This is a genomic window from Kosakonia sp. HypNH10, from assembly GCF_029850615.1.
GTDB lineage: Bacteria > Pseudomonadota > Gammaproteobacteria > Enterobacterales > Enterobacteriaceae > Kosakonia > Kosakonia cowanii.
This window is the reverse complement of record NZ_JAOTIU010000013.1, coordinates 1-12,183: the sequence shown is the minus strand read 5'-3', so window position 1 is coordinate 12,183 and position 12,183 is coordinate 1. Positions and strand designations below refer to the sequence as shown.

The 12,183-nt window shown below is 58.2% G+C and carries 13 protein-coding genes and 1 riboswitch; of the genes, 6 read left to right on the top strand and 7 right to left on the bottom strand.

All coding sequences use genetic code 11. The annotated features are described in order from the left end of the window. From thiS to N7V53_RS21880, 5 genes are all read right to left on the bottom strand, one after another. Positions 1 to 201: a sulfur carrier protein ThiS gene (gene thiS, locus N7V53_RS21900; protein WP_139967053.1), complete on the bottom strand. Its 201-nt coding sequence runs from the start codon at positions 199 to 201 to the stop codon at positions 1 to 3. After that, entirely contained in the window at positions 185 to 940 is a 756-nt protein-coding gene (locus N7V53_RS21895; RefSeq protein WP_279794938.1) for a HesA/MoeB/ThiF family protein, read from the bottom strand. Before N7V53_RS21895 ends, thiS begins: the two co-directional genes overlap by 17 nt. Continuing rightward, on the bottom strand, positions 933 to 1,568 hold the full coding sequence (gene thiE, locus N7V53_RS21890; protein ID WP_279794936.1) for a thiamine phosphate synthase: 636 nt from the start codon (positions 1,566 to 1,568) through the stop codon (positions 933 to 935). The genes N7V53_RS21895 and thiE overlap by 8 nt, the downstream gene beginning before the upstream one ends. Continuing rightward, positions 1,568 to 3,463, bottom strand: coding sequence for a phosphomethylpyrimidine synthase ThiC (thiC, locus tag N7V53_RS21885; RefSeq protein ID WP_279794934.1), 1,896 nt, complete (start codon positions 3,461 to 3,463; stop codon positions 1,568 to 1,570). The genes thiE and thiC overlap by 1 nt, the downstream gene beginning before the upstream one ends. A gap of 83 nt (positions 3,464 to 3,546) precedes the next feature. Beyond that, positions 3,547 to 3,683, bottom strand: a riboswitch (TPP riboswitch). Between the two features lie 53 nt (positions 3,684 to 3,736). Further along, positions 3,737 to 4,240: an Rsd/AlgQ family anti-sigma factor gene (locus N7V53_RS21880; RefSeq protein ID WP_023479394.1), complete on the bottom strand. Its 504-nt coding sequence runs from the start codon at positions 4,238 to 4,240 to the stop codon at positions 3,737 to 3,739. A 79-nt stretch (positions 4,241 to 4,319) separates the two neighbouring features. Here N7V53_RS21880 and nudC point away from each other — a divergent pair, with 79 nt between their 5' ends. The 6 genes from nudC to N7V53_RS21850 all read left to right on the top strand — a co-directional run bounded on the left by nudC (position 4,320) and on the right by N7V53_RS21850 (position 8,675). Next, on the top strand, positions 4,320 to 5,093 hold the full coding sequence (gene nudC / locus N7V53_RS21875; RefSeq protein WP_279794931.1) for an NAD(+) diphosphatase: 774 nt from the start codon (positions 4,320 to 4,322) through the stop codon (positions 5,091 to 5,093). 39 nt (positions 5,094 to 5,132) lie between these two features. Continuing rightward, positions 5,133 to 6,197: a uroporphyrinogen decarboxylase gene (gene hemE / locus N7V53_RS21870; protein WP_023479397.1), complete on the top strand. Its 1,065-nt coding sequence runs from the start codon at positions 5,133 to 5,135 to the stop codon at positions 6,195 to 6,197. A 9-nt stretch (positions 6,198 to 6,206) separates the two neighbouring features. Further along, positions 6,207 to 6,887, top strand: coding sequence for a deoxyribonuclease V (gene nfi, locus N7V53_RS21865; RefSeq protein ID WP_034812663.1), 681 nt, complete (start codon positions 6,207 to 6,209; stop codon positions 6,885 to 6,887). Positions 6,888 to 6,920: 33 nt separating this feature from the next. Further along, entirely contained in the window at positions 6,921 to 7,511 is a 591-nt protein-coding gene (locus tag N7V53_RS21860) for a YjaG family protein (RefSeq protein WP_023479398.1), read from the top strand. Positions 7,512 to 7,697: 186 nt separating this feature from the next. After that, positions 7,698 to 7,970, top strand: coding sequence for a nucleoid-associated protein HU-alpha (gene hupA / locus N7V53_RS21855; protein WP_002884342.1), 273 nt, complete (start codon positions 7,698 to 7,700; stop codon positions 7,968 to 7,970). A gap of 6 nt (positions 7,971 to 7,976) precedes the next feature. Beyond that, positions 7,977 to 8,675, top strand: a complete 699-nt coding sequence (locus tag N7V53_RS21850) for a DUF1481 domain-containing protein (RefSeq protein WP_279794929.1) — start codon at positions 7,977 to 7,979, stop codon at positions 8,673 to 8,675. Positions 8,676 to 8,946: 271 nt separating this feature from the next. On the opposite strand, the gene purD is transcribed toward N7V53_RS21850, so the two are convergent. Then, a complete protein-coding gene (gene purD, locus N7V53_RS21845; protein ID WP_279794927.1) occupies positions 8,947 to 10,242 on the bottom strand; it encodes a phosphoribosylamine--glycine ligase in 1,296 nt (431 codons plus the stop codon). Between the two features lie 15 nt (positions 10,243 to 10,257). Beyond that, positions 10,258 to 11,847 carry a bifunctional phosphoribosylaminoimidazolecarboxamide formyltransferase/IMP cyclohydrolase gene (purH, locus tag N7V53_RS21840; RefSeq protein ID WP_279794926.1) on the bottom strand — a complete coding sequence of 530 codons (1,590 nt, stop codon included), beginning with the start codon at positions 11,845 to 11,847 and terminating at the stop codon, positions 10,258 to 10,260. Between the last annotated feature and the right edge of the window lie 336 nt (positions 11,848 to 12,183).

Sequence of the window (12,183 nt, the reverse complement as noted above, 5' to 3'; positions counted from 1 at the left end):
TCAACCCCCTGCGATAACCTGAAACAGCAGGATGCGATCGCCATCCTGCAACTGTTGTTCTTCCCAGCGCTCGCGCGGCAAAATCGCCTCGTTTAGCGCCAGCGCGACGCCCGGCTTTAACTGCTCAAGCTCCTTAAGCAGATCGGCAACGCTGAGCGCCTGTGCGCAGGTCATCGGTTCGTCATTAACGCGTATTTGCATGGTGCCCTCCGCAGACCGGGCAGGCACTGGCGCGCTGCAATGCGAGGGTGCGCCACAGGTTGGTGCGGGCGTCAAACAGCCGCAGCTCTCCCTGCGCCGCCTGCATGCCGGTTAACAGCTTGATCGCTTCCAGTGCCTGCATCGCCCCCATAATGCCGACCACCGGGCCGACAATGCCCGCAGTGCGGCAGTTGCGTTCCGGTTCGCGCTCATCGGGCCACAAGCAGCGGTAGCAGCCCTGCTCCCAGGGCGGGGTGAGCACCAGCAGCTGACCGCCAAAACCGACGGCACTGGCGGAGACCAGCGGCGTATTACGCGCCACGCAGGCGGCGTTAATCGCCTGACGGGTCTGCATGTTATCGCTGCAATCGAGCACCACATCGGCGCGTGACACCTCTTCAAGCAGCGCGTCGCCGCTGAGCCGCTGTGAGAGGGAGACCAGTTCAATCTCCGGGTTGAGCTGATGCAGCCGCTCTGCCGTCACCGTGGCTTTGGGCTGATTAATATCCCGCGAGGTAAAGAGGATCTGCCGTTGCAGGTTGCTCAGGTGTACGGCGTCATCATCCGCCAGCACCAGCATGCCGACACCCGCGCCCGCCAGGTAGGCGGCGGCCGGCGCGCCAAGACCGCCAAGGCCGACAATCAATATCCGGCTGTCGAGCAGCTTCTGCTGCCCGGCGATGGCGATCTCCTCCAGCAAGATCTGGCGGCTGTAGCGCATAAAGTCGTGATCATTCATCGCCCACCCCCACGAGATCCAGCAGCTGCCGCGTGGCCTGCTGCCACTCATCCGCCTGGGTAATGGCGCTGACCACGGCAATGCTGCCGACGCCCGTTGCCAGCACCTCTGGCGCGCGCGCAAGGCTGATACCGCCAATCGCTACCGTCGGGTAATCTCCGAGCCGCGCAATGTGGCGCGTAAGCGTTGCCAGCCCCTGCGGAGCGGAGGGCATCTGCTTGGTTTGCGTCGGGAAAACGTGACCCAGGGCGATATAGGAGGGGCGTGCCGCCAGCGCGACGTCAATCTCCATATCGTCATGGGTTGAGAGGCCGAGCCGCAGCCCAGCCTGGCGAATAGCGCCTAAGTCGGTAGTAGCAAGATCTTCCTGACCGAGATGCACGCCGTAGGCCTGGTGTTTGATCGCCAGCTGCCAGTAATCATTGATAAATAGCCGCGCGTTGTAACGGCGAGCCAGGGCAATGGCGGCTATCACATCCGCTTCCACCTCTTCTTCGCGCTTATCTTTGATGCGCAGTTGCAGGGTGCGCACACCTGCATCCAGCAGGCGGGCGATCCACTCCACGCTATCGACCACCGGGTAGAGACCGAGGCGAAATGGCACCGGCGGGAAATCAGGCTGGTACATTACGCCTCCTCCTGTTTCAGGTAGATCTCCCCGCCGCGGGCGCGGAAGTCGCTGGCTTTATCCGCCATGCCCGCATCGATGGTCTGCGCGGCGGCGTAGTCACGCACCTCCTGCGAAATCTTCATCGAGCAGAATTTCGGCCCGCACATCGAGCAGAAGTGCGCCACTTTGCCGGACTCCTGCGGCAGGGTTTCATCGTGATAGGCGCGGGCGGTGAAGGGGTCGAGGGCGAGGTTAAACTGATCTTCCCAGCGGAACTCAAATCGCGCTTTCGACATCGCATTATCGCGGATCTGCGCACCAGGATGGCCTTTGGCCAGATCCGCGGCGTGGGCGGCAATTTTGTAGGTAATCAGCCCCTGTTTAACATCCTCTTTGTTCGGCAAGCCGAGGTGCTCTTTCGGCGTGACATAGCAGAGCATCGCGCAGCCAAACCAGCCAATCATTGCCGCGCCGATGCCGGAGGTGAAGTGGTCATAGCCCGGCGCGATATCGGTGGTGAGCGGCCCAAGGGTGTAGAAGGGCGCTTCGTGACAGCTCTCAAGCTCCTCGGTCATATTGCGGCGGATCATCTGCATCGGCACGTGACCGGGGCCTTCAATCATCACCTGCACGTCATACTCCCAGGCGATTTTGGTCAGTTCCCCGAGCGTATGCAGCTCGGCAAATTGCGCTTCGTCATTAGCATCCTGAATCGATCCCGGGCGCAGGCCATCGCCGAGTGACAAAGAGACATCGTAAGCCGCGCAGATTTCGCAGATCTCGCGGAAGTGGGTGTAGAGAAAGTTCTCTTCGTGATGGGAGAGACACCACTTCGCCATGATCGAGCCGCCGCGCGAAACAATGCCCGTCAGGCGCTGCGCGGTCATTGGCACATAGCGCAGCAGCACACCGGCGTGGATGGTGAAGTAGTCGACTCCCTGTTCCGCCTGCTCCAGCAGGGTGTCGCGGAATACCGACCAGCTGAGATCTTCAGCGATCCCGTTGACCTTCTCCAGCGCCTGGTAGATCGGTACAGTGCCGATCGGCACCGGGCTGTTGCGCAGGATCCACTCGCGGGTTTCATGAATATAGCGACCGGTAGAGAGATCCATCACCGTATCCGCGCCCCAGCGGGTAGACCACACCAGCTTCTCTACTTCTTCTTCAATTGATGAGGTGACGGCAGAGTTACCGATATTGGCGTTTACCTTCACCAGAAAGTTGCGGCCAATGATCATCGGCTCCGACTCCGGGTGATTGATGTTGGCGGGAATAATGGCCCGGCCGGCCGCCACTTCAGCGCGGACAAACTCCGGCGTAATGTTCTCCGGCAGCCGCGCGCCAAACCCTTCGCCCGGATGCTGGCGACGCAATACTTCACTGCGAATGCGCTCACGCCCCATGTTTTCGCGCAGGGCGATAAATTCCATTTCGGGGGTGATGATGCCCAACCGGGCGTAGTGCAGCTGCGTCACACATTTACCCGCTTTGGCGCGGCGCGGCGTCAGCAGGCCGTTAAAACGCAGCGCATCAAGGCCGTCATCCGCCAGGCGTTGGTTGGTATAAGCCGAGCTGCGATGATCCAGCTCTTCGCTGTCATCGCGGGCGGCAATCCACGCCGCGCGCAGCTTAGCCAGACCCTGCTGCACATCAATGGCAATCGCCGGATCGCCATACGGGCCGGAGGTGTCATACACCGGGACCGCTTCGTTCTCTTCATACTGCGGGTCAGTTTTTGAGCCGCCGACAAGCGTCGGGCTAAGCTGAATTTCGCGCATTGGCACGCGAATATCGGGCTGTGAGCCGGTGAGGTAGATGCGGCGGGAGTTGGGGAAAGCGGTGCCTTCCAGCGTATCGATAAAGTGTTGCGCCTGGGCGCGTTGTTCACGGCGTGAATATTGAGTAGTAGACATAGCTCATTCCAGTGTCAAAGGAGATGGCTTGTCAGACGACGGATGGAGTAATGGCAGCAAACCGCCCGTAAGGGTGGTGTGGTGGATGGATTACTCTTGTTCCCTTCGCAGGTATTAGCCTGATCAGGTTCCGCGGATCCCGAATTAACGGTCTCAGCCTTTTTACACGTCAGCTTTCAGAAAGCGTGGGTGTAAAAGAGTGGCACTCCGACAAGAAAAACCCCCGCCCGAAGCGGGGGACTGTTTTTAAACTACGCGTTAATGCTTAAGAACTCAAGCCGGGCGCGCCATCCCGGTTTCATCATTGGCGCTTTCGCTGAGGTGGTTATCGAACGCCAGCGTGATCAGCTGATCTTCCAGCGTAAAACGCGCCGCCAGCGCTTCACCGATGTCTGAGAGAGCCTGCTGGAACTCCATGCAGTTGTCATCATCGATGGACTGTTCGAGGCTGGAATCATAATGTTTCATGATTTCAACGGTATTGGCTTCAAGCTGCGGGTAGAGCTGAGTCGCCGCTAAAAGTGGGCTGGCGCCTTCCATTTCATTGATGATGCGTTCATAAATAGTGAAATGACCGGCGGAAAGGTATTCAACCAGGTTATGGCAAAAATCATCCAGCGCTTTTTCGTTAAGCTGCATGTACGACCCTTTGCCCGGCTTGATTCCCACCAGATTGTAATAGGAGATAAGCAACTGCTTACGTTCGTTGAGCCAGAAATCGATAAGCTTGTTACTTCCCCCCAGTCGTTCTGTCAGGCTTTCTAACTGGTTCAGCATAAATGACTCCGCAAAATGTAAGATTAAAAATGATGTAATAATAATGTTAATAACATGCCAGTGAAGCTAAGGTCGCGCAATGGTACAAACTCTTGAAGCTCATCACCGTGGCTGGTGGATAGTCAGCCATGAACAAAAATTATGGTTGCCCGCTGGAGAATTACCACATGGAGAGGCAGGAAATTTCGATCTTGCGGGTCAACCCGCGCAAATTATCGGCGAATGGCAGGGAGAGAGCGTCTGGCTTGTGCGCCAGCAGCGCTCCAGCGAGATGGGATCGGTACGTTTACTGATCGATCAGGATACCGCGCTGTTCCAGTTAGCCGGGCGCGGCGTGCAGCTGGCCGAGTTTTACCGCTCGCATAAGTTTTGCGGTTACTGTGGGCACACCATGCACCCCAGCAAAACCGAGTGGGCGATGCTCTGCGACCACTGCCGGGAACGTTACTATCCACAAATTGCTCCCTGCATCATTGTCGCTATTCGCCGCGATGACAGCCTGCTACTTGCCCAGCATACGCGTCATCGTAATGGTGTGTATACCGTGCTGGCCGGATTTGTTGAAGTCGGCGAGACGCTGGAGCAGGCGGTAGCGCGCGAGGTGATGGAGGAGAGCGGGATTAAAATCAAGAACCTGCGTTATGTCACCTCCCAGCCGTGGCCCTTCCCGCAATCATTAATGACTGCCTTTATGGCCGAGTATGAGAGCGGTGAGATCGTCATTGATACCAAAGAGCTGATTGATGCCGGCTGGTATCGCTATGACGACCTGCCGCTGCTTCCGCCGCCGGGTACCGTCGCGCGCCGCCTGATCGAGGATACCGTGGCGATGTGTCGGGCAGAGAGCGAATAAGGTGTATATACTGGCGGCCTGACGCTTGAGGAACTGACAATGACCGAACTGAAAAACGATCGTTACCTGCGCGCGCTTCAGCGCCAGCCAGTAGATATGACGCCGGTATGGATGATGCGCCAGGCAGGCCGCTATTTGCCGGAATATAAGGCAACCCGTGCGCAGGCCGGCGATTTTATGTCGCTGTGCCGCAATGCAGAGCTGGCCTGTGAAGTAACGATGCAACCCCTGCGCCGCTACAAGCTGGATGCGGCGATCCTCTTCTCCGATATCCTGACAGTGCCGGACGCGATGGGGCTGGGGCTCTATTTCGAAGCCGGTGAAGGGCCGCGTTTTAGCCACCCCATCACCTGTAAAGCGGATGTGGACAAGCTGCCAGTGCCGGACCCGGAAGATGAGCTGGGTTACGTGATGAACGCCGTGCGCACCATCCGCCGTGAACTGAAAGGCGAAGTGCCGCTGATTGGTTTTTCTGGCAGCCCGTGGACGCTGGCGACCTACATGATTGAAGGCGGCAGCAGCAAGGCGTTCACTAAAATCAAAAAGATGATGTACGCCGAGCCGCTGGTGCTGCATGCGCTGCTGGATAAGCTGGCGCAGAGCGTGACGTCTTATCTCAACGCGCAGATCCGCGCTGGCGCGCAGTCGGTGATGATTTTCGACACCTGGGGCGGCGTGCTGACCGGGCGCGACTACCAGCAGTTCTCGCTCTACTACATGCATAAAATCGTCGATGGCCTGCTGCGTGAAAACGAAGGGCGTCGCGTGCCGGTGACCCTGTTTACCAAAGGTGGCGGCCAGTGGCTGGAAGCGATGGCGGCGACCGGCTGCGACGCGCTCGGCCTCGACTGGACCACCGATATTGGCGATGCGCGCCGTCGCGTTGGCGACAAAGTGGCGCTGCAGGGCAACATGGATCCCTCTATGCTTTATGCGCCGCCCGCACGCATTGAGGAAGAAGTGTCTACAATTCTCTCTGGCTTTGGCAAAGGCGAAGGCCATGTATTTAACCTCGGTCACGGCATCCACCAGGATGTCCCGCCGGAACATGCAGGAGTATTTGTCGAGGCGGTTCACCGTCTGTCGGCCCCCTGGCATCAATAAGGAGCAAATATGGATCTCGCGTCGCTACGCGCACAACAACTTGAACTGGCCTCTTCCGTGATCCGTGAGGATCGTCTTGATAAAGATCCGCCGACGTTGATCGGCGGGGCGGATGTCGGTTTCGAGCAGGGTGGCGAAGTGACGCGGGCGGCAATGGTATTGCTCACCTGGCCTTCGCTGGAACTGGTTGAGTATCAGGTGGCGCGTATCGCCACCACCATGCCCTATATTCCCGGCTTCCTTTCTTTTCGTGAGTATCCCGCGCTGCTGGCGGCGTGGGAGATGCTGTCGCAAAAACCCGATTTACTCTTTGTCGACGGGCATGGGATCTCCCATCCGCGTCGCCTTGGCGTTGCCAGCCACTTTGGCCTGCTGGTGGATGTGCCGACCATCGGCGTGGCGAAAAAACGGCTGTGCGGCAAGTTCGAACCGCTGGCCGATGAGCCCGGCGCGCTGTCGCCGCTGATGGATAAAGGCGAACAACTGGCGTGGGTATGGCGCAGCAAAGCGCGCTGTAATCCGCTCTTCGTCGCTACCGGTCATCGCGTCAGCCAGGATACTGCGCTGGCGTGGGTTCAGCGCTGCATGAAGGGCTACCGCTTGCCGGAGCCAACGCGCTGGGCAGACGCCGTGGCGTCGGGGCGCCCCGCCTTTGCGCGATGGCAGGCAATTCAGCGCGATATCGGGTAAACTGCGGCGCATTACCGTTTTTGAGAAGCGATCATGTTACAAAACCCGATTCATCTGCGACTGGAAAAGCAGGAAAGCTGGCAGCACGTTGTTTTCATGGCCTGCCTGTGCGAGCGCATGTACCCCAACTATGCGCTGTTCTGCCGCCAGACCGGCTTTGGCGATGCGCAGCTCTATCGCCGTATCCTTGACCTGGTGTGGGAAACAGAGACCGTCAAAGATGCGAAGGTCAATTTCGACAGCCAGCTTGAGAAGCTGGAAGAGGGGATCCCCGCCGCAGAGGATTACGATCTCTACGGTGTCTACCCGGCGATTGACGCCTGTGTAGCGCTGAGCGAGTTGATTCATTCGCGTCTGAGCGGTGAAACGCTGGAACACGCCATTGAGGTCAGCAAGACCTCGATCACCACCGTGGCGATGCTGGAAATGACGCAGCAGGGCCGCGAAATGACCGATGAAGAGCTGGGTCTCAACCCCGCTGTAGAGCAGGAGTGGGATATTCAGTGGGAAATTTTCCGCCTTTTGGCCGCCTGCGAAGAGCGCGACATTGACCTGATCAAAGGCTTGCGCGCGGACCTGCGCGAGGCTGGCGAGAGTAATATCGGTATAAATTTGCAGCAATGAGACAATAAAACGTGATTTAAGGCCTGTTTTGTCGCGCCTGAAGGCTTCCCTTCTGACCCCCGTCTGGTCTACATTTGGGGGGCGAAAAAAAGTGGCTATCGGTGCGTGTATGCAGGAGAGTGCTTTTGAGGCATTTCCGTCGCACTCGATGCTTAGCAAGCGATAAACACATTGAAAGGATAACTTATGAACAAGACTCAACTGATTGATGTAATTGCAGACAAGGCTGATCTGTCTAAAGCGCAAGCGAAAGCTGCACTGGAATCCACCCTGGCTGCCATTACTGAGTCTCTGAAAGAAGGCGATGCGGTACAACTGGTTGGTTTCGGCACTTTCAAGGTGAACCACCGCGCTGAGCGTACTGGCCGCAACCCGCAGACCGGTAAAGAAATCAAAATCGCCGCAGCTAACGTGCCGGCATTTGTTTCTGGTAAAGCACTGAAAGACGCTGTTAAGTAAGACAGCATGGCAGTGAACAGTTTTGTCGAAGGGGCGGTAACGCCCCTTTTGTCATACTGGCGTCGCCCGCTTTTGCTGGCTGGCGCACTGCTGCTTGCCGCCTGTAGCCACGATTCGTCATTGCCGCCCTTTACCGCCAGCGGTTTCGCCGGCGATCAGGGCGCAATACGCATCTGGCGTAAAGATTCAGGCGGTGAGACCCACCTGCTCTCCGCATTTAGCCCGTGGCATCGCGGGAACACCTCTTTAGCTGAGTATCGCTGGCAAGGCGATGCGCTAACCCTTATCGAACTCAATATTTACGCTAATCCGCCTGAGCATATTCGCGTGCGTTTTGACGATCGCGGCGAGCTGAGCTTTATGCAGCGCGAAGTGAACGGCCAGAAGCAGCAGCTCTCCAGCGACCAGGTTGCGCTTTACCGCTACCGCGCCGAACAGATCCGCCAGACCAGCGATGCGCTGCGTCAGGGAAGGGTTGTACTGCGTCAGGGGCGCTGGCAGGCAAATAACACGGTGCAGACCTGCGAAGGGCAAACCGTGAAGCCAGAGCTGGATACGTGGGCGTTAAACCATATTGCGCAGCGCCAGAGCCGTTCTTCGCTGGCGGTGAGCGTGGCGTGGCTGGAAGCGCCGGAAGGGGCGCAGCTGTTGCTGGTGGCGAATGAGGATTTCTGTCACTGGCAGCCGACAGAGAAGAACTTTTAGCGTTAGCGTCGTCGGTGCGTTGCCCGATGGCGGCGATGCCTTATCGGGCCTACGAAAAGCGCTTTCACGACAGTGAGGTGTGTTCCGCAGGCCGGGTGAGCGAAGCGCCACCCGGCAATGATCACGGCACGGTTTTGTAGGCCGGATAAGCGCAGCGCCATCCGGCAATGACCACGGCATGGTTTTGTAGGCCGGATAAGCGCAGCGCCATCCGGCAATTCGACTTCTGAACGCCGGGTAAGCAAAATCCTACCCGGCCGTGGATCGCGTATTACTTGCTGCCCTGTTCGCGGGCAATCGCGCGGTAACCAATATCGCTGCGGCTAAAGCTGCCATCCCAGTGGATATCGGTCATCAACGCATAAGCGCGCTGCTGCGCTTCGGCAACGGTGTCGCCAAGCGCAGTCACGCACAGCACGCGTCCGCCGTTGGTCAGCACCCTATCATCGTCAGCAAGCGTGGTACCGGCGTGGAACACTTTCCCGTCCGCAACCTCTTCTAACGGCAGGCCGTGGATCTGATCCCCATTGCGATAGTTGCCCGGATAGCCTCCGGCAGCCATCACCACACCAAGCGACGCGCGCGCATCCCATTTCGAGACTTTCTCATCCAGCTTGCCGTCACAGGCTGCCAGGCAGAGTTCCACCAGGTCCGACTGCAAACGCAACATAATCGGCTGCGTCTCGGGGTCGCCAAAGCGGCAGTTGAACTCGATAACCTTCGGGTTGCCCTGCTTATCGATCATCAGCCCGGCATAGAGGAAACCGGTGTAGGTATTCCCTTCTGCCGCCATGCCGCGCACGGTTGGCCAGATAACTTGGTCCATTGCCCGCTGGTGGACTTCATCGGTCACCACTGGAGCCGGGGAGTACGCGCCCATACCGCCGGTATTCGGGCCGGTATCGCCGTCGCCGACGCGTTTGTGATCCTGGCTGGTCGCCATCGGCAGCACATGCTCGCCGTCGACCATGACAATAAAGCTCGCCTCTTCACCGTCGAGAAACTCCTCAATCACAATGCGATGACCCGCATCGCCAAAGGCGTTACCGGCCAGCATATCGTGGACCGCCGCTTCCGCCTCTTCCAGCGTCATGGCGACGATCACCCCTTTACCGGCTGCCAGTCCGTCCGCTTTGATGACAATCGGCGCGCCTTTCTCGCGCAGATAAGCCAGCGCAGGCTCTACCTCGGTAAAGTTCTGGTACTCCGCCGTCGGAATGTTGTGGCGGGCGAGGAAATCTTTGGTGAAGGCTTTGGAGCCCTCCAGCTGTGCCGCGCCTTGGGTCGGGCCAAAAATTTTCAGCCCCTGTGCGCGAAAGGCATCAACCACGCCAATCACCAGCGGCGCTTCCGGGCCAACGATGGTCAGATCGATCTTCTCGCTTTGGGCGAAATTGACCAGCGCCGGGATATCCGTTGCGCTAATCGCCACGTTTTGCAGCGTCGGCTCCAGCGCCGTGCCGGCGTTACCCGGTGCGACAAAGACAGTTTCAACCCGCGCAGACTGGGCCGCTTTCCAGGCCAGCGCGTGTTCACGCCCGCCGTTACCAATCACTAATACTTTCATTCTCTGCTCCGTGGATTAATGGCGGAAGTGACGCATGTCGGTGAAGATCATCGCGATGCCGTGCTCGTCGGCGGCGGCAATCACTTCGTCATCGCGGATAGATCCGCCCGGCTGGATAACGCAGCTCACACCGACAGCGGCGGCGGCATCAATACCGTCACGGAAAGGGAAGAAGGCGTCAGAGGCCATTGCCGAACCTTTCACTTCCAGCCCTTCGTCTGCGGCTTTGATACCGGCGATCTTCGCCGAGTAGACGCGGCTCATCTGGCCTGCGCCAATACCGATGGTCATGTTCTCTTTGGCGTAGACGATGGCGTTGGACTTAACGAACTTCGCCACTTTCCAGCAGAACAGCGCATCGCGCAGCTCCTGCTCGGTCGGCTGGCGCTTGCTGACCACGCGCAGCTCATTGGTGGTCACCATGCCCAGATCGCGATCCTGAACCAGCAGGCCACCATTGACGCGTTTGAAATCGAGACCCGGCACGCGCGCTGCCCACTGGCCGCAGACCAGCACGCGGACATTCTGTTTGGCGGCGGTAATGCTCAGCGCTTCCTTAGTGGCAGACGGGGCGATAATCACTTCCACAAACTGGCGGGAGATAATGGCCTGCGCCGTTTCAGCATCCAGCTCGCGGTTGAAAGCGATAATGCCGCCGAACGCTGAGGTCGGGTCGGTTTTATAAGCGCGATCGTACGCATCAAGAATTGAACCGCCGACGGCGACACCGCACGGGTTGGCGTGTTTCACAATCACGCAGGCGGGTTCATCAAACTCTTTCACGCACTCCAGCGCCGCGTCGGTGTCGGCGATGTTGTTATAGGAGAGCGCTTTGCCCTGCAGCTGCTGCGCGGTGGCAACGGAAGCCTCTTTGATCTCTTCTTCTATATAGAAGGCAGCGTGCTGGTGGCTGTTTTCACCGTAGCGCATGTCCTGCTTCTTAATAAAGTTGAGGTTCAGCGTGCGCGGGAAGCGACCGGCTGGCTCTTTGCTCTCGCCATGATAAGCGGGCACCAGGCTGCCGAAGTAGTTGGCGATCATGCTGTCGTAAGCGGCGGTGTGCTCAAAGGCTTTGATCGCGAGGTCGAAACGGGTCTCCAGCGTCAGCGAGCCGTCGTTGGCATCCATTTCATTAACGATGGTGGTGTAGTCGCTGCTCTTAACCACGATGGCGACATCTTTATGGTTCTTCGCGGCGGAGCGCACCATGGTCGGGCCGCCGATATCGATATTCTCAACGGCGTCTTCCAGCGAGCACCCTTCACGGGCAACGGTCTGGGCGAAGGGGTAGAGGTTAACCACCACCATGTCGATTGGGGCGATGGCGTGCTGCGCCATGATGTCATCGTCCTGGCCGCGACGGCCGAGAATGCCGCCGTGCACTTTCGGGTGCAGGGTTTTTACGCGTCCATCCATCATTTCCGGGAAACCGGTGTAGTCGGAGACTTCGGTCACCGGCAGGCCTTTATCTGCCAGTAGGCGAGCGGTTCCGCCGGTAGAGAGCAGTTCGACGCCACGCTGGGAGAGCGCCTGGGCGAATTCGACGATACCGGCCTTATCAGAAACACTGAGCAGGGCGCGGCGGACTGGACGACGTTGTTGCATGGTAAATCCCCTGGATTTGACTTTAACAGAGAGCGTTAGCTGAATTTTCGCTTCTTTATTATGGGAAGATTCAGCTAACACCCCAGGCAGGGCGGATTAATTTTGCGCGGGCATTGTAACGAAAACGTTTGCGCAACGCTCGGGAATTTTTCCACTTTTGGCGCTTTGTGGATAACTCTGTGTGTAAATGCGTATAAGGGCGGCTTTTGCTGTGGAATGCAGCAGTCAGTCATTTTTATGTCATTTTTCTATTGCGGGGTGCGGAGAACTCCCTATAATGCGCCTCCATCGACACGGCGCTAAGCAAACAACAGCTTGCAGCGACGTTAAGTCGGA

Coding starts and splice junctions, on each gene's coding strand:
- thiS (WP_139967053.1), bottom strand. CDS start 201: ATGCAAATACGCGTTAATGACGAACCGATGACCTGCGCACAGGCGCTC.
- N7V53_RS21895 (WP_279794938.1), bottom strand. CDS start 940: ATGAATGATCACGACTTTATGCGCTACAGCCGCCAGATCTTGCTGGAG.
- thiE (WP_279794936.1), bottom strand. CDS start 1,568: ATGTACCAGCCTGATTTCCCGCCGGTGCCATTTCGCCTCGGTCTCTAC.
- thiC (WP_279794934.1), bottom strand. CDS start 3,463: ATGTCTACTACTCAATATTCACGCCGTGAACAACGCGCCCAGGCGCAA.
- N7V53_RS21880 (WP_023479394.1), bottom strand. CDS start 4,240: ATGCTGAACCAGTTAGAAAGCCTGACAGAACGACTGGGGGGAAGTAAC.
- nudC (WP_279794931.1), top strand. CDS start 4,320: ATGGTACAAACTCTTGAAGCTCATCACCGTGGCTGGTGGATAGTCAGC.
- hemE (WP_023479397.1), top strand. CDS start 5,133: ATGACCGAACTGAAAAACGATCGTTACCTGCGCGCGCTTCAGCGCCAG.
- nfi (WP_034812663.1), top strand. CDS start 6,207: ATGGATCTCGCGTCGCTACGCGCACAACAACTTGAACTGGCCTCTTCC.
- N7V53_RS21860 (WP_023479398.1), top strand. CDS start 6,921: ATGTTACAAAACCCGATTCATCTGCGACTGGAAAAGCAGGAAAGCTGG.
- hupA (WP_002884342.1), top strand. CDS start 7,698: ATGAACAAGACTCAACTGATTGATGTAATTGCAGACAAGGCTGATCTG.
- N7V53_RS21850 (WP_279794929.1), top strand. CDS start 7,977: ATGGCAGTGAACAGTTTTGTCGAAGGGGCGGTAACGCCCCTTTTGTCA.
- purD (WP_279794927.1), bottom strand. CDS start 10,242: ATGAAAGTATTAGTGATTGGTAACGGCGGGCGTGAACACGCGCTGGCC.
- purH (WP_279794926.1), bottom strand. CDS start 11,847: ATGCAACAACGTCGTCCAGTCCGCCGCGCCCTGCTCAGTGTTTCTGAT.